The sequence below is a fragment of the Lacibacter sp. H407 genome, from assembly GCF_037892605.1.
GTDB lineage: Bacteria > Bacteroidota > Bacteroidia > Chitinophagales > Chitinophagaceae > Lacibacter.
Map to the genome: position 1 here is coordinate 2,483,567 of NZ_JBBKTU010000001.1, position 20,537 is coordinate 2,504,103.

Sequence of the window (20,537 nt, forward strand, 5' to 3'; positions counted from 1 at the left end):
TTAGTGTCTTTTTACGTACTTCTACTTTAGTCGTTCACAAAACAAATTGTAGTTTTATACTCCGTTAATTGAAATCTATGAAGCAGTTATTTATTCTTACTCTCTCAGTTGTGTTGCTTGCGGGCTGCAAAAAAGCCATCAAACGAACGCAGGAACAAATTGCCGAAACGCTGATCGTAAAAGCGATTACCGATGGTCGTTGGTTGGTAAGTGTTTACAAAGAAGGAGCCAATGATTATAAGCCTGAGTTTGATGGATATGAGTTTCAGTTCAAAACCGATCGCAAAGTGGATGCTGTAAAAAATTCATCTGTTGAAGCAACCGGCACCTGGAATGAAGACCGTGTGAACATTGCAATTATGGCCGACTATCCAACAACGGCTTCCACAACCCTCCAGCGGTTAGATGGAGTATGGAAACTAAAAGACAGTGAGTGGACGTGGGTAAAAGCAGAACAAATCATTGATGGCAAACTTGTGACCCTTGAGTTGCGAAAAAAATAAGTTGATTTAATACTGATAACCAAAAGAGCGCTTCAAACATTGAAGCGCTCTTTTGCTTTAGATAAACACGTCACTGATCATTTTAAAAAAAAACTCTTTAACCTTTTTCAGATTGTTTTGTTTAATTGCGAACTGAACATTTAAATAATCATTTTTTATGCAAATTAAAGTTGGACAAGCAGCTCCGGAATTTTCATTGTACGATAGTGAAAGAAATAAAGTAAGCCTCGCTGATTTTAAAGGAAAGAATGTGCTGATCTTGTTTTACCCGCAGGCATTTTCAAGTACCTGCACAGAAGAACTGTGTACGGTGAGGGATGATATTGCCCGCTACAACAGTGCCAATGCTGTGGTTCTCGGAATAAGTGTCGATTCTGTATTTACCCTGAAGCGTTACAGAGATGAGCAGGGCTATAACTTTCCTTTATTGAGTGATTTCAATAAAGAAGTATCACGTGCCTACGACTCGTTATTTGAAAACTGGATCTTTGATATGAAGGGAGTTTCGAAAAGAAGCGCCTTTATTGTTGACAAAGAAGGGGTTGTTCAATACACAGAATTAGTGGAAAGCAAAGACGGAGTACCTGATTTTGAGGCGATTAACAAGCGATTAGCTGAGTTGAACTAAGTTTCTTAGATATATAATGAGCGGGTGGAAATTCAGAAATCAACCCGCTCATTTTCAAGAAATGTGAGAAAAAGCTTGTAAATTGCAGATAATAAAACTAAGTTTGTTTCGTTGAAACGGATTATTACCATAATTGCCTGTATCCTTTTGATAACCACAGCAACCACGGCCCAGTCCAATAGAACTCCGGCTGGAAACGCTGAAAATGTGGTTAAGGTGGTTCGTTTTTTCCCCAATCCAGCTTCTTCCTTCATCAATTTTGAATTCAAAGACATTACACTCTCTGAGTACTCTTTTAAAGTATTCAACTTTATTGGCAAGAAAGTTTTAGAGATCAATAACCTCACTCCACGTACTGTTGTAAATCTCAACGATTATTTCCGTGGTGTTTACATCTTCCAGTTAACTGACCGTAACGGTAAAATTGTTGAAAGCGGTAAGTTTCAGGTGGTGAAATAATTTTCCCGTTTTGTTCAACCAAATGGTGAGGCTCGAGAGAGTCTTTTTTTATTTAAATAATTCCCCAAATCGCATACGATTTTTTCCGCTTCAATTGCCGTCAGGGTTGCAGCCATGGAAGGGGTTTCGTACTTCCAACTTTATACATGTACTTCATTAAAGCACCTGCACAATCAAAAACTTCAAGTAATGTGTATTCTCCCAACCCCAAATGATCGGATGGTCGGAGCTCTGTGTTTGAAAGGTTACTTGTCGTAGCTGTCTTTTGGCATCTTTTGCTGCCATTTGAATGATCTCAAGAAACAATTGTGGCTGTACAAGATTGGTACAGGAAGAGGTAACTAAAAATCCACCCGGTTTTACCAATTTCATACCACGCAGATTTATTTCTTTGTAACCGGTGATCGCTTTTTGAATGGTTGCTCTGGATTTTGAAAACGAAGGAGGATCAAGCATCACCACATCATATTGCCGGCCATCTTTTACCCATGTTTTCAGCACATCAAATGCATTCACACATTCAAATTTGCAGATGTCGCTTACATTGTTCAGTACTGCATTTTTATTACACATTTCAATTGCACTTTCAGAAATATCAAGGCCATGCACACTCTTTGCACCATAATGCGCAGCATGAATTTCAAATGTACCCGTGTAGGTAAACGCACCTAATACATCAGCACCTTTTACGATATGCTGAATAGCTCTTCGGTTATCCTGCTGATCAAGGAAGTAACCGGTCTTTTGCCCGTTGGCAATATCTACATGAAATTGTAATCCGTTTTCGTTGATGATGATATTGGTGTCGAACGGCTCGCTTAAAAATCCTTTCTTCTGTTCCATCCCTTCCAGCTCACGAATCGGCACATCGTTCCGTTCATAAATTCCTTTCGGTTGAAAAATTTGATTGATTGCTTTTACGATCGCATCTTTCCAAACATCAATACCAAGAGCAAGTGTTTGCAAAACAAAATAATCATTGAACTTATCAATGATAAGTTGGGGTAATCCGTCTGCTTCACCAAATATCAAACGGCAGTTTTCGGAATAGCCCATTTGTTGCCTCTGCTTCCATGCTTCGCTCAATTTTTTAAGAAAAAACGCTTCGTTGATCTCTTCGTTTTTATTCCTTGTGAGAATACGGGCCAATATCTGCGATTTAGGATTGGAGTAACCTCTTCCTAAAAATTTATCATCATGCGTATGCACATCTACAATGGCACCAGCCTCTGCATTTCCTTCAACACGGTTTACTTCGTTTGCAAATACCCATGGATGTCCGTTTGCAACACGTTGAGAGATCTTTCTGTTGAGCGTCACTTTTGTCATAGCCGGCAAAGGTATTTTTAAAAAACCAGTTTCGTGCAACGAAATAAAACTGAATGTAGTCAGGTTCTAAAATGACGTTATGAAACTATATCGGTTTTATTTCATTGCTGTTGTGTTTTTGTTACAAGCCTGTGATAAGGAATCTCTTCCGAAAGGAATCTTCAAAGCCAGGCTGGTTGATTCGTTTTGCTCTTTTTACATTGTGCAGATTGTGGATGCAAAAGGAAATGCGAAAGCGATGGATTGGACTAATTCGGCAGGAATTCATTATCAAAATGTTTTCACGGTAAAGAATTTTTGTGAGTTTGGTGCAGCCGGTGTTACAGAAGGCGAACTATTTACAGCAGAAATTGCGGGTGAAACAGAAGGGCCCGGATGTGGCGTATGCATGGGATTTATGGAAACGCCGCCCCTCCAATGGAATATCAAAGTGATCGATTAAAATTTTATGTTTTATGTTTAGGTAGGCATCCGGAAACGGGTGCTTTTTTATTTGAACGATAGAATAGTAATAAGCGGACATTTTGTCCCAATTAAGCCATTGGCAATATTCTTGACCAGCTTACCTTTGCCGACAATTTTACGTTTTACAGTACAAAAGACGAACGAAATGACAGAACAAAACGCAAACGAAGTAAATAACACCGCTTTCAGCGCCGATATCAACACCGATGAAAATATTGCGGGGGTAAATCACCTCAACGAACAGATCGCTGAAGAAAGTGAGTTAGAAAAGCTTAAGGAAGCATTGGAAGAGGAAAAAAAGAAATATCTCTACCTGATGGCGGAGTTTGATAATTACCGCCGCCGTACAGCCAAAGAAAGAGTTGAGCAAATGCAAACAGCTGGTAAGGAAGTGATCATTTCTTTACTGGAAGTATTGGATGATTCCGACCGTGCAGAAGCTGAACTGGCAAAAACCGGTGCGGTAGATGAAGGTGTAAAACTGGTGTTTCATAAGCTTCGCACCTTAATGCAGGGTCGGGGATTAAAACCAATGGAAACAAAAGGCCAGTCTTTCGATGCAGACAAGCACGAAGCCATTACCGAAATCCCTGTTCCCACAGACGAATTGAAAGGAAAGGTGATTGACGAAATTGAAAAAGGATATTTACTCAACGATAAGATCATCCGCTTTGCAAAAGTGGTTGTCGGAAAATAATTTGACAATTAATTCAATTTGACAATTTGAAAATTCTATGCATTAGCACATCTTCAAATTCTCAAATTTCCACATTATGAAGAGAGATTTTTACGAAATACTGGGCGTAGGCAAAACTGCATCTGCGGACGAAATTAAAAAAGCGTACCGCAAGGTAGCGATGCAATTTCACCCCGACCGTAACCCTGGAAATAAAGAAGCCGAAGAAAAATTTAAGGAAGCGGCTGAAGCCTACGAAGTGTTAAGCGATGCTGATAAAAAAGCACAATATGATCGTTACGGACATGCGGGCGTTAGTGGCAACGGCCGTGGTGGATATGGTGGCGGACAGAACATGAACATGGACGACATCTTCAGCCAGTTTGGAGATATTTTCGGCGATGATGTGTTCGGCAGTTTCTTTGGCGGTGGCCAACGCAGAGGGGGTGGTGGCGGAAGAGGACGAGGTGTGAGAGGAAGTAACCTTCGTGTACGAATCAAACTTAACTACGAAGAAATTGCAAAAGGCGCCAGCAAAACCATCAAAGTAAAAAAACATGTTAGCTGTAACACATGTGGTGGCAGCGGAGCAAAAGATAAGGCGAGCATGCAAACCTGCGGAAGCTGCGGTGGCAGTGGACAGGTGCGCAGAGTGCAGAATACATTTCTTGGCCAGATGCAGACGGTAACAACTTGCCCGGCTTGTAACGGCGAAGGAACAACCATTGCTCATAAATGCGCTTCCTGCAAAGGTGAAGGCAGAGTTTATGGCGAAGAAAATATTACGATCGATATTCCGGCGGGTGTACAGGAAGGCATGCAGTTAAGTGTGTCAGGCAAAGGAAATATGGGTGAGCGTGGCGGATCGCCGGGCGATTTAATTGTGTTGATTGAGGAAGAAGCGCATCCACAGTTACACAGAGATGGGCTGAATGTGGCGTATGATCTGCATATCTCATTCCCTGATGCTGTGTTCGGAATCCAGGCGGAAGTACCAACCATCGATGGACGGGCGAAGATCAAAATACCGCCGGGTACACAGAGTGGAAAAGTGTTTCGCTTAAAAGGAAAAGGATTCCCGGCCTTGCAGAGTTATGAAAAAGGGGATCAGCTCATTTATGTAAATGTGTGGACACCGCAACATCTTACATCCGACGAAAAAGCGATGCTGGAAAAAATGCAGCAGGCCCAGAACTTTCAACCCAAACCTGAAAAGGGCGACAAAGGATTCTTTGAGCGGGTGAAAGAAATGTTTAGCTAAGTAATGCAAATTGAAAATAGTAAGTGGCGAGTGATTAACTCGCCACTTTTTTTATGACCCGGTTATACGCCCCGTCGAACGGGAAAGTTGAGTTTTCCGTTGTCATTTTAAGTGGGGCAAGTTCGCTCAACGCTTCGTTCGATTCCTTATTTTTACGGCTTTTTTAAATGCTTCGCAAACATGAGTAATAACCTGATCTATTCCATTCCTGCAAGGTTTCGACGTATAGAAAATCTGCACATTCTTTTCTGGCTTATTAAAGATGCGTGTTGGGCGCTGAACCTTCATATACCGGCGTTGATCATGATCGTTCCAACTATGTTGGCAGCGTTAATTATTACCTGGCAAACAAGAAAAATATTCTCTGAACTGGTACATAACCTGGCCGTGGTTTTCTGGATCACAGCCAACTGTACCTGGATGATCGGTGAATTCTATGGTTGGGACGAAGGGAAGTTTGGACTTCGTAATATGTCGCTGATCCCTTTTAGTATCGGCTTATTAATTCTCTTCGTGTATTACTTCTTGTATTTCGTGAACCGAAAATTCAGGGAGAAAGTAATTGTTCAAACAGAAGAGGCATTGAAAGAGGAACTGAGCCATCAGGCAGAACGAAAAACAGCCTGAAACTGCTTCGGAAGGTTACCGCTCAATAGTTATCTTTGCGCTCCTTAGCAAACCTTTCTGTTGAAGCTGTTAAGTTTCGGTATAGCCTTACTTTTCACTTTCGACTTTCAACTTTAAATTTTACTATGTATCGTTCTCATACCTGTGGCGAATTAAGAAGTAATCATGTCGGCAGCACCGTAACCCTCGCCGGCTGGGTGCAAACCGTTCGCAAGTTCGGCAGCATCACGTTTGTTGATTTGCGTGACCGTTACGGCATTACGCAGTTGTTGTTTGGTGAAGAACTGAATAAAGTACTGGATGAAAATCCGCTTGGCCGTGAGTTTGTATTGCAGGCAACCGGCACCGTTAGTGAGCGTAGTAATAAGAACCCCAATATTGCAACTGGTGATGTTGAGATTCTTATCACTGAATTTAAGGTGCTGAATAAATCAGCAGTTCCGCCTTTTACTATCCAGGACGATACAGATGGTGGTGATGATCTGCGGATGAAATACCGTTTCCTCGATCTTCGTCGCAATGCAGTGAAACGAAATATTGAACTGCGTTATGCAGTGAACCGTGCTGCAAGAAATTATTTGCATGGCAATGGTTTTATGGATATTGAAACACCATTCCTAATTAAATCGACTCCCGAAGGAGCAAGAGATTTTGTGGTGCCGAGCCGCATGAATCCCGGACAGTTTTATGCGTTGCCGCAAAGCCCGCAAACATTCAAACAATTGTTGATGGTGAGTGGATACGATCGATACTACCAGGTAGTGAAATGTTTTCGTGATGAAGATCTGCGTGCTGACCGTCAACCGGAGTTTACACAGATCGACTGTGAAATGGCATTTGTTGAACAGGAAGATATTCTCAACATGTTTGAAGGAATGATCAAATCGATCTTCAAAGATGTAAAGAATATTGATTACACAGAAGCAGTTGAACGCATGACATGGGAAGAAGCCATGTGGCAATACGGAAACGACAAGCCGGATATTCGTTTTGAAATGAATATCTGCAATCTCAAATTTCCTGCGCATACATTTCCAACTAAACAAAGTCAATCGGCGTTGATTGATGGTGCAGATTTTAAAGTATTTGATGAAGCTGAAACAGTAGTTGCAATAGCGGCTCCCGGTTGCAGTGAATATACACGGAAGCAAACTGATGAATTAACAGAGTGGGTGAAACGTCCGCAGGTTGGTATGAAGGGGTTGGTGTTCATCAAGTGTAATGCTGACGGAACTTACAAAAGCAGTGTAGATAAATTCTATAGCGAAGAAAAATTAAAAGCAATAGCTGAAGCAACTAATGCAAAAGCAGGTGATTTGATTTTGATTTTAGCTGGTGCTGAAGAACGCACACGTAAAGCCATCAGCGATCTGCGGATGTACATGGCCGATAAGCTTGGCTTACGTAAAGCGGATGATTTTAAATTATTGTGGGTGCTCGACTTTCCATTGTTTGAATTTGCATTGGAAGACCAGGATGGAGGCGGAGCCGGTCGTTGGGTAGCAAGGCATCATCCGTTCACCAGTCCAAAGCCATCGCATATTGAAACAATGATCAACAACAGTCCGAAAGTGGATGATCTGGATAAATATCTGGAGCACCCGTATGCAGGCATCAAAGCCAATGCATACGATATGGTGTTGAATGGAAACGAAATTGGTGGTGGTTCTATCCGTATTTACCAACGTGAGCTGCAGGAAAAAATGTTTGCTGCATTGGGTATGAATGCAGAGGAACAACAACACAAATTTGGTTTCTTATTGGGTGCGTTTGAATATGGTGCACCGCCGCATGGTGGTATTGCCTTTGGTTTTGATCGTTTGTGTGCCATCCTCGGCGGCAGCGAAAGCATCCGTGATTTCATTGCCTTCCCGAAAAATAATTCAGGAAGAGATGTGATGCTGGATGCACCAAGTGCGATTGATACCAAGCAGTTTGATGAATTAAGTATTGAATTCACAAATGACTTTGTTCTTGAGCTTTTTGCAAATGAAAAATTGGACGATGCTGCTTTTAGTAGACTAGCAGATAAATTATTTAAAGTAGGTTTTGTGGGAGTTAGGGGCAACTTTATAGGGGAAGGCATTGGTGGATATATTCATCATATTTGGATTGAACAAGTTTATCCTTCTGCAAAAAACATTCTAAATAGGAAAGAGGAACTTAGTTTGATATTTAAAGAATCATTAGCTAATCCAGAAAATTTCAACAACGTCAATGTTTTAATGAAAGGTAAGTTGACAAAGTTGTGGGGTGCGTATTAATCACAAATTCTATGATGACTTTCTACCGCATCTTCTCTTATTTCCTTCTTGTAATTGCTGTAATCTTAGGCATTGCCGCTCTTTTCGCATTATTAATTGCATTGTCGAACCCTGCATTATTGCTGAGTGTGTTTGTGATTGTGGCAGTTGTGATTTATACTGTAGCCAGTTTTTTGTTTATGCTCAACGGTATCGATGGCAAACGTCAGCAACAAACAAAGTTGCGTGATTGGGTCAAAGTGAATGCATATGTATCCATTGTATTTGTGGTGATGAATCTGGTGCAGTCGATTGCTGTACTGCAGGATCCCACTGTATTTGCAGATGCTGTAAAGCAGGTGTCAACCATGCAGCAAACAAAATCGCCCTTGTCAACAACACTCATGATGAACGTTATGAAGGCGGTTGTTTGGTTTCTTCTTTTCTATGCATTGATACTGGGCGCACATATTGCATTGACCTTTCGTTATCTGAAAGAGTATGCATATCTGTTTGGCGATAAGCCCAATTCTACCTCCAACAGCCCATTTTAACACAATTCATTTCCCGCTTCTTCGTTTCTTTATACAAATGAAGTGTATGCGCATTATTATTATTTGCCTTCTTTCAACAATCAGTTTTTTTTCCTGCAAGAAAAAGGACAAGGATGCCATAACAGCACAAACACTGTTGAATGTAAAATACGGTACAGATATAAAGCAGTCGATGGATGTGTATCTTCCGTCTGGTCGAAGTGCTGCATCAACACCCGTGTTGATTCTCATTCATGGTGGAGGCTGGGTGGAAGGAAACAGAACCGATCTCAATGCGTTTGTTGATACACTAAAGCGTCGGGCTCCGCAATATGCCATTTTCAACATCAGTTACCGATTGGTAGCAAACGGACAAAATCTTTTTCCATCACAAGAGATGGATGTAAAAGCTGCCGTTGAATTTATTTTCAGTAAACGTGACGAATATAAAATATCCGATCGTTTTGGATTAATGGGAGCAAGTGCCGGCGCACACCTGGCTTTGTTGCATGCTTACAAATACATTACACCGGTAAAAGCGAAAGCGGTTGTTTCATTCTTTGGTCCAACAGAATTGGTGCAGATGTATAACAATCCGCCCAATCCACTAATCCCATTGCTGTTAACATCTGTAACCGGCGGAACACCAAGTTCAAATCCAGGCATCTATCAGCAATCCTCGCCCTTTAATTTTGTAACCAACACAAGCACACCAACATTGCTGTTGCATGGGGGACTTGATATTGTAGTTGCGCCTTCGCAATCAACAATACTGCAAAACAAGTTGAATACAGTTGCTGTTCCCAATCAATTTGTATTGTACCCGGGAGGCGGACATGGTGATTGGGATGCGGCTACTTATCATGATGCATTTAATAAAGTAGATGCTTTTTTAAAAATTCATCATCCATAAAAAGTAAAATTCATACGTTTACCACTGCTCATTTCCTGTGAAAAAATTTCTATAATTACTCTAACTTGCCTGCATGCAGGCTCCTTTAGCAGAACGTTTACGGCCAAAGCAATTGAATGATCTTGTAGGTCAACAGCATCTTACAGGACAAGGCGGTATTTTGCAAAAAGCGATTGCCAGTGGCAATATTCCCAGTATGATCTTGTGGGGACCTCCCGGTGTTGGGAAAACAACCATCGCCAACATCATTGCACACAATGTGAGTGCAACTTATTATCAGTTAAGTGCCATCAGCAGTGGTGTGAAAGATGTACGTGAAGTTATTGAACAGGCAAAGCAGGAAACAAAAGCCATTTTATTTATTGATGAGATTCATCGTTTCAATAAAGGTCAGCAGGATGCCTTGTTAGGTGCTGTTGAAAAAGGGATCATTACATTGATTGGCGCTACAACGGAGAACCCTTCGTTTGAAGTGAACAGCGCCTTGCTCAGCCGTTGCCAGGTATTTGTGTTGAAAGCATTGGATGAAAACGATCTTGTTCAGTTATTGCAAAAAGCAATTACGGATGATGTTGTATTGAAAGAAAAGAAGATTGAGTTAAAAGAAACTGAAGCACTCATTCGATTAAGTGGTGGTGATGCACGGAAATTATTAAACCTGTTAGAAATTGTTGCTGATAGTTCAGGGAATGAAATGCTGATAACAGATGAATCCGTGTTGCAAACCGTTCAGCAAAAAATGGCCTTGTATGATAAAAGCGGTGAGCAGCATTACGATATTATTTCTGCGTTTATCAAATCCATTCGTGGCAGCGATCCCAATGCAGCTGTGTATTGGTTAGCAAGAATGATCGAAGGTGGTGAAGATGTAAAATTTATTGCCCGTCGTTTATTGATCCTTGCCAGTGAAGATATCGGCAATGCAAATCCCAATGCATTGTTACTTGCAAACGCAACGTTTGATGCTGTGAATAAGATCGGTTATCCTGAGTCGCAGCTTATTTTATCGCAATGTGTCATCTATCTCGCCTCCAGTGCAAAAAGTAATACTGCAACAGTTGCAATTGGAAATGCAATGGCTGCGGTTAAACAATTTGGCGATCTGTCTGTTCCGCTACATATCCGTAACGCTCCAACTAAGCTGATGAAGAACATGGACTACGGGAAAGGGTATCAGTATTCGCACAGTTATGAAAACAATTTTTCTTCACAGGAGTATCTTCCGGAGAAAATTGTTGGAACAAAATTTTATGAACCGGGTAAAAATATAAGAGAAGAAGAGTTGAGAAGGTTTCTGAAACAACTCTGGAAAGAAAAATATAATTATTAATCAATCAACTTTATGAAACAAGTTTCGTTGTTCGTTTTTGTTTGTCTGTTCCTGTTAAGTGGAATCAATGCTCAAACCACTATTCAGCGTGATCCTGAAATTGAAAAGATGGTCACAGCTATCTCTTCCGATTCACTCAAAGCCTACATTTTGAAAATGGTGAGTTTTGGCACACGCCATACGATGAGTACGGTTACAGATCCCAAGCAAGGCATCGGTGCAGCACGTGAATGGGTGGTAGCGAAATTTAAAGAGTTTGCCAAACAATCAAACGGGAGAATGACGGCCTTTGTTGATACAACAACATTGCAACCCGATGGAAGACGCATCAGCAAACCGGTAAATCTCGGTAATGCAATGGCGATCTTGAAAGGAACTAATCCAGCTGACCAACGCATATTTGTGATCAGTGGTCATTTAGATAGTCGTGTAACGGATGTAATGAATGCAACAAGTGAAGCGCCGGGTGCAAATGATGATGCAAGTGGTGTGGCTGCGGTACTTGAATGTGCACGCATCATGAGCAAGTATGAATTTTCCGCAACCATCATTTTTGTTGCAGTGAGCGGCGAAGAGCAAGGTTTGTTAGGCGCCAATTTTATGGCAGGAAAAGCAAAAGATCAAAACTGGATCATTGAAGCCGTGTTGAACAATGATATCATGGGTTCAAACAACAGCAATGAAACAAACATCATCAACAATACAAAAGTGCGTGTATTCAGTGAAGGATTGCCGGCTTATGAATTAGATAAAGCTGCTGCAAATATCCGTAATCTTGGTTTGGAGAATGATGGCAAGTCGAGACAGCTGGCACGGTATGTAAAAGAAATCGGCGAACGTTATGTTGATAATCTGGAAGTGGTAATGGTATATCGCAATGATCGGTTTTTACGTGGAGGAGATCATACACCTTTCATCCAAAAAGGATTTGCAGCCGTACGTATTACTGAAATGAATGAAAACTTCAATCATCAACACCAGGATCTGCGAACAGATAAAGGAATTCAATATGGCGACTTACCCGAGTTCATGGACTTCGTGTATTTGGCAAAGAACACAGGGATCAATCTTGCATCATTAGCAAATCTTGCAAAAGCTCCTTCGATGCCATTGGAAGTAAAGATCGAGACAAGAAGTTTGACGAACTATTCACTCATCAATTGGAAGCAACCAGCAGTTGGAAAAGTAAAAGGTTATTATGTGTTGCTGCGTGAAACAACAAGTGCCGTTTGGCAAAAGAAAATTTTCACGACTGAAACCAATGTGAAACTACCTTACTCAAAAGACAATTATTTTTTTGCAGTGCAATCGGTAAATGAAAACGGCAACGAAAGTTTACCTGTTGTACCAACACCCGGACGATAATGAAACTGAATTGGATCGTAAAAAAATTTGAAGCATTAACGCCATACGAGTTATACAATATCATGTGGCTACGTAATGAAGTATTTGTTGTGGAACAAAACTGTGTGTACCAGGATGCTGATTATAAAGATCAGAAAGGTTGGCATTTAATGGGAGTTGATGAAGAAGGCAAGCTGATGGCTTATGTTCGATTGTTGCCCGTGGGTGTTTCGTATGAAAGCGAACCTTCCATAGGGAGGGTCGTTACAAATCCGGTGGCAAGAGGAACAGGAGTTGGGAGAGAGTTGATGCAGATCGCTATTGAGCAATGCAAAGAATTATTTGGCAAGAAAGCCATCAAAATCGGAGCACAGTATTATCTGTTGAAATTCTATTCTTCACTCGGCTTTGAACAAACAAGTGAAATATATCTGGAAGATAATATCGAGCATATAGAAATGATTCGGAATTGTGAAAAGGAATAGGTAATTTTACTTAACACCACAAGTAAAACTGCTTAAAAGCCTATGCCAGTAAGGGTTTCCACCGATTTCATCAAAGAAAAAATTTTGAAGTTCAAGATTTGTTTTCTAATATTGCCTTGTCGTATCCAATACAAGAGAAACCAAATATCCAATTCTATGAAAGTACGTACATTACTTCTTCCTCTGTACGCATTACTGCTTCTACTAGTCAACACTCATGATCTGAGTGCACAGGTTGGATTATCAACTGCAAATTCCCGTTTTGAAATCGGATTGAATATTGGCCCCATGAATTTCCTTGGTGATCTCGGTGGTAACCGTGGTAAAGGAGGATATGGCCCAAAAGATAATAACATACCTGTTACCAATATGATTGCCGGTATTTCTGCATCCTATTATCCATCTGAATGGTTGGGTTTTCGTTTAGCAGGCAATATTGGTCAAATGGAAGGTGATGATCGTTTAGTTAAGCAAAAGCAACCGGCCGATACCTACGAAGGCTCACGGAAATACAGAAACATTACATTCCGTTCTCCTTTATACGAAGCTTATGTTGGAGTTGAAGTTTTCCCTACAGCATTTATTGGTTTGAAAAACGGCTCAGGCTTACCACGTTTTCGTCCTTACGGTATTCTCGGTATTGGTGTGTTTAAATTCAAACCACAGGGACTTTATAAAGATCCTGCCGGTAATGAATCGTGGGTTGATCTGAAACCATTACGTCTTGAAGGACAAGGAATGGTTGAAACAGGAATTCCTGAATACAGTCTTATTAATTACAACATTCCAATGGGTGTTGGTATTAAATACGATATCACGGAACGAATTACGTTTGCAATTGAATTGATTCATCGTAAAACCGGAAGTGATTATATTGATGATGTGAGTAACAAGTTTATTGATCCGGCTTTGTTTGATCAGTATCTTACGCCAAGCCAGGCGGTGATGGCGAAGTACCTTTCAAATCCAAGCTCGTTTTATCCAAACTCTAATCCGGCCTATACACCGTATCGGGTTGGCAAGAAGAGAGGTAACCCGAACAGAAACGATTCTTATTTCTCCAGTACATTCAGATTAACGTGGAAGATTGGTGATGTGTACGCAGACTGGTTCCGAAATAAGAATTCGATGAAATGTCCGCAGTATTTTTAGATTATATTTTTTATCCATACCCAAACCCAAAACATGAAAACCGAAATCCCGAAAACAAGGGCCAGAGTATTGGCCAGTCCTGAAACCACCATCTGGTTACTTCGTATTGGCTTAATAACGTTGTACGTTATCCTTTACATTTTCAAGAAAAAATTATACCTGTAAATTTATAAGCAAAGTATGCAATAAACGTTAGTCCGTACCCTTTCTCATAGTTTTCCAATCCTGTGAAAATCTAAATAAGAGAACCAGTGACCGATATTTATTTCACCATGCTTTGCTTTTTTCCTATTACTAATTAAATATAGTAGTAGCATTAACTCTTTGAACAAAGTATGCAATAAACGTTAATCCGTACCCCTTTTTCCGATATTGTTTAATATTGGTTAAAGCGAAAAAGAGAACCAACGATCGATATTTATTTCACCATGCTTTGTTCATTTTTTTCTTTACTTATTAAACCTGATAATAACATTCAACTCTTTGAGCAAAGTATGTAATAAACGTTAATCCGTACCCCTTTTTCCGATGTTGTCTAATATTGGTTAAAGCGAAAAAGAGAACCAACGATCGATATTTATTTCACCATGCTTTGCTCAATTTTTTCTTTACTTATCAAACTAAAAATAATATTCAACTCTTTGAACAAAGTATGCAATAAACGTTAATCCGTACCCCTTTTTCCGATGTTGTCTAATATTGGTAAAAGCGAAAAAAAGAGAACCAACGATCGATATTTATTTCACCATGCTTTGTTCAATTTTTTATTCCATGTGTAAACCAAGACTGATCAATTATGATTTTGGCAACGTATGCAGTAAATGTTAGTCCGTACCTACTCAAAAGCTTTCTTGTTTGGAAGAGAGCCTGATACCAGTGACCGATATTTATTTTACCATGCATTGCTGTGTTTCTCTTGGTCCGTACTCTATCCTGTTGCCCCCCTTGGTCGGGGGGCTATTTTTTTATAGATGTTATAACTCTGCTTTGAGAAACTGACCGGTATAACTTTCTTTACACATTACAAGTCCTTCAGGCGTTCCTTCAAATAGAATTTGTCCGCCACCATCACCACCTTCCGGTCCAAGATCAATAATGTGATCGGCCACTTTAATTACATCCATGTTGTGTTCAATTACCAACACTGTATTTCCTCTGTCAGTTAATTTATTCAGCACATCCAACAAATGTTGAATATCCTGGAAGTGTAAACCTGTTGTAGGTTCATCGAGAATGTAAAATGTTTTACCCGTATCTTTTTTTGCAAGTTCGGTTGATAGCTTTACACGTTGTGCTTCACCACCACTTAGTGTAACGGCACTTTGGCCGAGTGTGATATAACCCAGCCCCACATCTTCCAGCACTTTTATTTTGCGATAGAGATAAGGAACTGGTTGAAAAAACTCAACGGCTTCTTCCACCGTCATATCTAATACATCGGCAATTGATTTTCCTTTGTATCGAATTTCTAAAGTTTCACGGTTATAGCGCTTGCCATTACATTTTTCACAATGCACATACACATCGGGTAAAAAGTTCATTTCGATTACACGCATACCACCGCCTTCACACACATCGCAACGCCCTGTTTTTACATTGAATGAAAAACGCCCTGCATTGTAACCTCTGATCTTTGCTTCGGGTACTGCAGAGAACAATGTTCTGATCTCCGTAAAGAAACCACAGTACGTTGCAGGATTGCTTCGTGGTGTACGGCCAATCGGCGACTGATCAATTTCAATCACCTTATCAATATGTTCCAATCCTTTGATGCTTTTGTAAGGCATTGGATTAGCTTTTGAATCGTAGCAATATTTACTGAGAATAGGGTAAAGTGTTTCGTTGATGAGTGTACTCTTACCACTTCCGCTTACACCGGTAACAACGATGAGTTTTCCCAATGGAAATTTGGTATTTACATTTCGAAGGTTATTACCTGTTGCACCTTTCAGCTCTATAAATTTTCCATTTCCTTTTCTGCGTTCGCCGGGAACAGGAATTGATTTTTCACCATTGAGATATTTCGCAGTATCACTGTGCGAAAGCAATACATCTTTTGGTGAACCTGCTGACACAATTGTACCACCATGTTTACCGGCTTGCGGCCCCACGTCGATCAAATGATCGGCTGCCAGCATAATATCTTTGTCGTGCTCCACTACTAACACACTATTGCCAACATCACGCAGGTTTTTTAATGCTTCGATCAAACGATGATTGTCCCGCTGATGTAAACCAATGCTTGGCTCATCTAAAATATAAGTGATGCCTTGCAGTTGCGATCCGATCTGCGTAGCCAATCTTATACGTTGACTTTCACCACCGCTCAATGTTCGGCTGGGACGGTTTAGTGTGAGATAGGTTAAACCAACATTCAATAAAAACTGAAGTCGTTCCCTGATCTCTTTCAACACATCTTTTGCAATGGCCGCTTGTTTGTTGCTGATGCGTAGTTCCAGTCCATCAAACCAGGCGGCAAGATTATCAAGATTCAAGTCACTTAATTCAGAGATGTTCCGGTCTTCAACTTTAAACCAAAGACTTTCTTTTTTTAATCTTGCTCCGTTGCAACTGCCACATGTTTTGAGCGTCATAAATTGCGTTACCCAGTCACGCAGGCCTTCGGTACTTTGCGGCGACGCAAACCAACGCTTTAACATGGGAATAATGCCTTCGTAACTACCGGTATATTCCAATGGAAGTGTTTCGTCATTTACATCTACTTCCAAAGTGGGACTGATATTTTTATCGCCAAACAACAGCAAGTCGAGTTGCTCCTGTGGAATATTTTTTACAGGTACATCTAATTTGATCTTGTATTTTTTTGCAAATGCAATTACCTGTTGAAACACACTTGCATCACGCTCTGCACCTAATGGTGCAATACCACCTTCTTTCACAGTTAATGTTTGATCAGGAAGTACAAGTTCCATGTCAATAGTGTACACATTGCCCAATCCTTTACAGGTAGGGCATGCACCATAAGGAGAGTTGAATGAAAATGCATTGGGCGATGGTTCTTCGTAACTCAGCCCGGTATCTTCACACATCAATTGTTTGGAGTAAGAAATAACGCCGTTTTTTTCTGTTTCAATCAGCATGAGGTCTTTCCCCAATTTCAACGTTTGTTGTACGCTTTGGCTAATGCGAAGTTTAAAATCATCACTTGCTTTTAACCGGTCAACCACCACTTCAATATCATGGATCTTGTAACGGTCGAGCTGCATCTTTGGAGCAATATCTTTGATCTCCCCATCGATCCGCACTTTTACAAATCCTTTCTTTCGGATATCTTCAAACAATTCACGGTAATGTCCTTTTCGTCCTCTTACCAATGGGGCGAGTAAAGAAATTTTTTGTCCATCAAAACGATCGAGGATATTACTTACAATTTCTTCTTCGCTCCACTTCACCATTTTCTTCCCTGTGTTGTACGAATAAGCTTCGCTGGCTCTTGCATAAAGCAATCGCAAAAAATCATACACCTCAGTAATGGTTCCAACTGTTGAACGTGGATTTTTATTGGTCGTTTTCTGTTCGATTGAAATAACAGGAGAGAGGCCGGTGATCTTATCTACGTCGGGCCGCTCCATATCGCCCACAAACTGGCGGGCATAAGCGCCGAATGTTTCCATATAGCGTCGCTGTCCTTCAGCATAAATGGTATCGAATGCAAGAGATGATTTGCCGCTGCCGCTGATACCGGTAATTACTACCAGTTTGTTTTTCGGAATACTTACATCAATATTTTTCAGGTTATGTACCCGTGCCCCTGAAACTTCTATTTGATCATTCACTGTATCGCTCATATTTTTTCTCTTTTGGCATGTAAACTGCCGGGAAGCGAATTTACCGTGAAATCCTTTACTAAAGTTATTAGGTTTCAGGAATCGTCAATAGATGGTTTTCAATCGATTGTCTGTGGAGGCGAGCTTGTTGCAAATACGCTGATGCTTCCACAGTCTGGAAAATTCTCAATATTAAGTTTTTGTTATGTGGAAAACTCAAGGCCATTTCTGTTTTGAATTGCAGCTGTTCACACTAACTTTTACGTGGTTTTTGAGCCAACCAACGATTACAAAACTTATACAGTTATGAGCATTACAGTTTACAACGCAGTTCCCATGATCCTTCATGATGGACAGGCGGAACATCGCTTTACGTTGAAATTGAGTCCCGCCACTGAAAGCTTTCGTTTAGAAAGCGGTCACATCAAACGCAGTATTTTCATTGGGAAACGAATGTTTAATAAGCTGTTTCAGTTTATACGAAACGAGTATGGATACACGCTTGGGCGAATCCAATACGATGATGATGATATGCGAAAAGGCTCAGCAGTTACAGAAGAACATGATGAGTTTCGTTTTACGATAAGTGAGCAAAACGGCATTGAAGTGATGCTGGAAAATGAAGCAACACCTTCAAAAAAAGTGAGTGCAACCATTCCTGCATATTATCATACTGATACGGAGCGGAAGGCACAACTCAGGGCGTTGATTCCATCTGTATTAGCCGCTTTGATACTTACACGTGAATTGCATACAGCCGTTAAAACGGTTGTTAGCTAAAGAAATTTGGTTGTTTGGATGATTTGCTGCTAATTTTGCAACAGTTCTTTACATCACTTATCAAGAAAGGCAGAGGGTAATGGCCCAATGAAGCCTTGGCAACCTCTCTCATTCAGCAATGCTGAATCTGGAGAAAAGGTGCCAATTCCATCCCCACAAGGGGAAGATAAGTCAGATAGCACGCTCAATGTTTTTATCAAAATACTGAAGCTCATCTGATTGTATCGGATGAGCTTTTTTGTTTTCTACAGTTGTGTAGCTGAAGCAAAAAGCCGCCGGTAAATTTTCTTTGATAGGTGTTGCAAGGGCATCATATAAAGGCACAAGCAGATGAAACAAACAATTGTTATTTCGCACATTGACAAAACTTTTGCAAATGAGAATTTGTATAAATCAGTAAAGCCGACTACTTTTGTCGGGTATACAAACTTCATGTACAACAGCAACAACAATACAAACATTTCTTTAACTGCAGCCATGCAGTGTTGTTGTATTTGTTGTATGCCGTAAGGCATACATATCTTTTCCGACCCTGCCTGTCAGGGAGGTAACACACACTTCTTCTTTTTTACTTCATTCTTCAATCATTAAATCTTAATTATGAGCAACACTCTTCGTTTTGAAACATTGCAATTGCATGCCGGTCAACAAATTGATCCAACAACAAAAGCACGTGCAGTGCCTATTTATCAAACAACTTCTTATGGATTTGACAACAGCGAACACGCTGCTGATCTGTTTGGTTTAAGAGCATTCGGTAATATCTATACACGTATCATGAACCCAACTACCGATGTGTTTGAACAACGCATTGCAGCTTTAGAAGGCGGTGTTGCAGCATTAGCTGTGGGTAGTGGTCAGGCATCACAGTTTCTTGCACTCAATAATATATTACAGGCGGGCGATAATTTTGTTACCACTACTTATTTGTATGGCGGTACTTACAACCAATTTAAAGTTGCTTTCAAACGTTTAGGTATTGAAGCACGTTTTGCTGATGGTGATGATGCAGAAAGTTTTGTAAAGCACATTGATAAAAATACAAAGGCAATCTACCTGGAAACAATTGGTAATCCACGTTTGAATATCCCGGATTTTAAAAAGTTCGCTGACTTAGCAAAAGAATATGATCTGCCGTTGATCGTAGATAACACATTTGGTGCAGGTGGTTACCTGTTCCGCCCAATTGAGCATGGTGCAAACATTGTGGTTGAAAGTGCAACTAAATGGATCGGTGGACATGGAACTACTATAGGCGGTGTAATTGTTGACGGTGGTAATTACAATTGGGGCAACGGAAAGTTTCCTCAGTTTACAGAGCCAAGTGAAGGTTATCATGGTTTGAAATTCTGGGACATATTTGGCGAAGGCAATCCGCTTGGTTTACCAAACATTGCGTTCATCATTCGTGCAAGAGTTGAAGGCTTGCGTGATTTTGGTTCTGCACAAAGTCCTTTCAATTCATTTTTATTATTGCAAGGTTTAGAAACGTTGTCGCTTAGAGTACAACGTCATGTTGATAATGCACAGAGCTTAGCAGAATGGTTGGAGCAACATCCATCTGTTGAGTATGTATTATATCCCGGTTTAAAAAGCAATCCATATCATGAGCTTGCGAAAAAATATCTCACCAACGGATACGGTGGTGTATTACAAGTGGCCATAAAAGGTGGAAAAGAAAATGCTGCGAAGTTTATCAATTCATTGAAGCTGATCAGTCATTTAGCGAATGTGGGTGATGCAAAAACATTGGCGATTCATCCTGCAAGTACAACACACGAACAATTAGGTGAAGCAGAACAAATTGCTGCAGGCGTTGCACCAAATCTCGTTCGCTTAAGTGTAGGTATTGAACATATTGATGATATTAAAGCAGACCTGGAACAGGCTTTTCAAAAAGTATTTGAAAAAGAATTGGTAGGATAAATTTTTGTGACCAACGCAGGTGCTTCTATGTGCCTGCGTTGTGTCACTCACTTGTACGCTTTGTTCTTTCTTCAGCTGAATGAAATACAGAACGA

Annotated in this window: 20 protein-coding genes and 1 riboswitch; of the genes, 17 read left to right on the top strand and 3 right to left on the bottom strand. The window is 40.5% G+C overall.

The features are described from left to right. Positions 1–77 precede the first annotated feature (77 nt). The 3 genes from WG989_RS10860 to WG989_RS10870 all read left to right on the top strand — a co-directional run bounded on the left by WG989_RS10860 (position 78) and on the right by WG989_RS10870 (position 1,590). A complete protein-coding gene (locus tag WG989_RS10860; RefSeq protein WP_340429372.1) occupies positions 78–503 on the top strand; it encodes a hypothetical protein in 426 nt (141 codons plus the stop codon). 157 nt (positions 504–660) lie between these two features. After that, the gene (locus tag WG989_RS10865) at positions 661–1,131 is read left to right on the top strand and encodes a redoxin domain-containing protein (protein WP_340429374.1); all 471 of its coding nucleotides are present in this window, start codon (positions 661–663) and stop codon (positions 1,129–1,131) included. Between the two features lie 216 nt (positions 1,132–1,347). After that, a complete protein-coding gene (locus WG989_RS10870; protein WP_340429375.1) occupies positions 1,348–1,590 on the top strand; it encodes a T9SS type A sorting domain-containing protein in 243 nt (80 codons plus the stop codon). A 156-nt stretch (positions 1,591–1,746) separates the two neighbouring features. On the opposite strand, the gene WG989_RS10875 is transcribed toward WG989_RS10870, so the two are convergent. Continuing rightward, entirely contained in the window at positions 1,747–2,919 is a 1,173-nt protein-coding gene (locus tag WG989_RS10875) for a class I SAM-dependent rRNA methyltransferase (protein WP_340429377.1), read from the bottom strand. A gap of 79 nt (positions 2,920–2,998) precedes the next feature. On the opposite strand from WG989_RS10875, the gene WG989_RS10880 reads away from it, so the two are divergent. The 12 genes from WG989_RS10880 to WG989_RS10935 all read left to right on the top strand — a co-directional run bounded on the left by WG989_RS10880 (position 2,999) and on the right by WG989_RS10935 (position 14,113). Further along, on the top strand, positions 2,999–3,361 hold the full coding sequence (locus WG989_RS10880; protein ID WP_340429378.1) for a hypothetical protein: 363 nt from the start codon (positions 2,999–3,001) through the stop codon (positions 3,359–3,361). A 168-nt stretch (positions 3,362–3,529) separates the two neighbouring features. After that, positions 3,530–4,081 (top strand): nucleotide exchange factor GrpE, encoded by a 552-nt coding sequence (locus WG989_RS10885; RefSeq protein ID WP_340429379.1) that lies wholly within the window; start codon positions 3,530–3,532, stop codon positions 4,079–4,081. A gap of 76 nt (positions 4,082–4,157) precedes the next feature. After that, the gene (dnaJ, locus tag WG989_RS10890) at positions 4,158–5,321 is read left to right on the top strand and encodes a molecular chaperone DnaJ (protein WP_340429381.1); all 1,164 of its coding nucleotides are present in this window, start codon (positions 4,158–4,160) and stop codon (positions 5,319–5,321) included. A gap of 180 nt (positions 5,322–5,501) precedes the next feature. Further along, positions 5,502–5,948, top strand: a complete 447-nt coding sequence (locus tag WG989_RS10895; protein WP_340429382.1) for a hypothetical protein — start codon at positions 5,502–5,504, stop codon at positions 5,946–5,948. Between the two features lie 125 nt (positions 5,949–6,073). Beyond that, entirely contained in the window at positions 6,074–8,212 is a 2,139-nt protein-coding gene (gene aspS / locus WG989_RS10900; protein WP_340429384.1) for an aspartate--tRNA ligase, read from the top strand. 11 nt (positions 8,213–8,223) lie between these two features. Further along, positions 8,224–8,745, top strand: coding sequence for a hypothetical protein (locus tag WG989_RS10905; protein ID WP_340429386.1), 522 nt, complete (start codon positions 8,224–8,226; stop codon positions 8,743–8,745). A gap of 46 nt (positions 8,746–8,791) precedes the next feature. After that, positions 8,792–9,637, top strand: coding sequence for a prolyl oligopeptidase family serine peptidase (locus WG989_RS10910; protein ID WP_340429387.1), 846 nt, complete (start codon positions 8,792–8,794; stop codon positions 9,635–9,637). Positions 9,638–9,710: 73 nt separating this feature from the next. After that, positions 9,711–10,967 (top strand): replication-associated recombination protein A, encoded by a 1,257-nt coding sequence (locus tag WG989_RS10915; protein WP_340429389.1) that lies wholly within the window; start codon positions 9,711–9,713, stop codon positions 10,965–10,967. Positions 10,968–10,979: 12 nt separating this feature from the next. Further along, positions 10,980–12,332: a M28 family metallopeptidase gene (locus tag WG989_RS10920; RefSeq protein WP_340429391.1), complete on the top strand. Its 1,353-nt coding sequence runs from the start codon at positions 10,980–10,982 to the stop codon at positions 12,330–12,332. Further along, positions 12,332–12,796 carry a GNAT family N-acetyltransferase gene (locus tag WG989_RS10925; protein WP_340429393.1) on the top strand — a complete coding sequence of 155 codons (465 nt, stop codon included), beginning with the start codon at positions 12,332–12,334 and terminating at the stop codon, positions 12,794–12,796. The genes WG989_RS10920 and WG989_RS10925 overlap by 1 nt, the downstream gene beginning before the upstream one ends. Positions 12,797–12,952: 156 nt before the next feature. Next, complete coding sequence (locus WG989_RS10930; protein ID WP_340429394.1) at positions 12,953–13,948, top strand: hypothetical protein; 996 nt, start codon at positions 12,953–12,955, stop codon at positions 13,946–13,948. A gap of 33 nt (positions 13,949–13,981) precedes the next feature. Next, on the top strand, positions 13,982–14,113 hold the full coding sequence (locus tag WG989_RS10935) for a hypothetical protein (RefSeq protein WP_340429395.1): 132 nt from the start codon (positions 13,982–13,984) through the stop codon (positions 14,111–14,113). Positions 14,114–14,922: 809 nt separating this feature from the next. On the opposite strand, the gene uvrA is transcribed toward WG989_RS10935, so the two are convergent. Beyond that, positions 14,923–17,757 carry an excinuclease ABC subunit UvrA gene (gene uvrA / locus WG989_RS10940; protein WP_340429397.1) on the bottom strand — a complete coding sequence of 945 codons (2,835 nt, stop codon included), beginning with the start codon at positions 17,755–17,757 and terminating at the stop codon, positions 14,923–14,925. A gap of 285 nt (positions 17,758–18,042) precedes the next feature. Between uvrA and WG989_RS10945 the strand changes: the two genes are divergently transcribed. Continuing rightward, positions 18,043–18,516 (top strand): hypothetical protein, encoded by a 474-nt coding sequence (locus WG989_RS10945; protein WP_340429399.1) that lies wholly within the window; start codon positions 18,043–18,045, stop codon positions 18,514–18,516. 54 nt (positions 18,517–18,570) lie between these two features. Next, a riboswitch (SAM riboswitch) is annotated at positions 18,571–18,689 on the top strand. Here the strand turns inward: WG989_RS10945 and WG989_RS10950 are convergent. Beyond that, complete coding sequence (locus tag WG989_RS10950) at positions 18,688–18,855, bottom strand: hypothetical protein (protein WP_340429400.1); 168 nt, start codon at positions 18,853–18,855, stop codon at positions 18,688–18,690. Its footprint overlaps the riboswitch before it by 2 nt. A 261-nt stretch (positions 18,856–19,116) precedes the next feature. Here WG989_RS10950 and WG989_RS10955 point away from each other — a divergent pair, with 261 nt between their 5' ends. Continuing rightward, positions 19,117–20,442 carry an O-acetylhomoserine aminocarboxypropyltransferase/cysteine synthase family protein gene (locus tag WG989_RS10955; RefSeq protein ID WP_340429401.1) on the top strand — a complete coding sequence of 442 codons (1,326 nt, stop codon included), beginning with the start codon at positions 19,117–19,119 and terminating at the stop codon, positions 20,440–20,442. Positions 20,443–20,537 lie beyond the last annotated feature (95 nt).

Excerpts from the sequence above, each read along its gene's own strand:
- WG989_RS10860 (WP_340429372.1), top strand. The coding sequence starts at position 78 with ATGAAGCAGTTATTTATTCTTACTCTCTCAGTTGTGTTGCTTGCGGGC.
- WG989_RS10930 (WP_340429394.1), top strand. The coding sequence starts at position 12,953 with ATGAAAGTACGTACATTACTTCTTCCTCTGTACGCATTACTGCTTCTA.
- WG989_RS10915 (WP_340429389.1), top strand. The coding sequence starts at position 9,711 with ATGCAGGCTCCTTTAGCAGAACGTTTACGGCCAAAGCAATTGAATGAT.
- WG989_RS10920 (WP_340429391.1), top strand. The coding sequence starts at position 10,980 with ATGAAACAAGTTTCGTTGTTCGTTTTTGTTTGTCTGTTCCTGTTAAGT.
- dnaJ (WP_340429381.1), top strand. The coding sequence starts at position 4,158 with ATGAAGAGAGATTTTTACGAAATACTGGGCGTAGGCAAAACTGCATCT.
- WG989_RS10865 (WP_340429374.1), top strand. The coding sequence starts at position 661 with ATGCAAATTAAAGTTGGACAAGCAGCTCCGGAATTTTCATTGTACGAT.
- WG989_RS10885 (WP_340429379.1), top strand. The coding sequence starts at position 3,530 with ATGACAGAACAAAACGCAAACGAAGTAAATAACACCGCTTTCAGCGCC.
- WG989_RS10945 (WP_340429399.1), top strand. The coding sequence starts at position 18,043 with ATGAGCATTACAGTTTACAACGCAGTTCCCATGATCCTTCATGATGGA.
- WG989_RS10875 (WP_340429377.1), bottom strand. The coding sequence starts at position 2,919 with ATGACAAAAGTGACGCTCAACAGAAAGATCTCTCAACGTGTTGCAAAC.
- WG989_RS10880 (WP_340429378.1), top strand. The coding sequence starts at position 2,999 with ATGAAACTATATCGGTTTTATTTCATTGCTGTTGTGTTTTTGTTACAA.
- WG989_RS10910 (WP_340429387.1), top strand. The coding sequence starts at position 8,792 with ATGCGCATTATTATTATTTGCCTTCTTTCAACAATCAGTTTTTTTTCC.
- WG989_RS10895 (WP_340429382.1), top strand. The coding sequence starts at position 5,502 with ATGAGTAATAACCTGATCTATTCCATTCCTGCAAGGTTTCGACGTATA.
- WG989_RS10955 (WP_340429401.1), top strand. The coding sequence starts at position 19,117 with ATGAGCAACACTCTTCGTTTTGAAACATTGCAATTGCATGCCGGTCAA.
- WG989_RS10935 (WP_340429395.1), top strand. The coding sequence starts at position 13,982 with ATGAAAACCGAAATCCCGAAAACAAGGGCCAGAGTATTGGCCAGTCCT.
- uvrA (WP_340429397.1), bottom strand. The coding sequence starts at position 17,757 with ATGAGCGATACAGTGAATGATCAAATAGAAGTTTCAGGGGCACGGGTA.
- WG989_RS10905 (WP_340429386.1), top strand. The coding sequence starts at position 8,224 with ATGATGACTTTCTACCGCATCTTCTCTTATTTCCTTCTTGTAATTGCT.
- aspS (WP_340429384.1), top strand. The coding sequence starts at position 6,074 with ATGTATCGTTCTCATACCTGTGGCGAATTAAGAAGTAATCATGTCGGC.
- WG989_RS10925 (WP_340429393.1), top strand. The coding sequence starts at position 12,332 with ATGAAACTGAATTGGATCGTAAAAAAATTTGAAGCATTAACGCCATAC.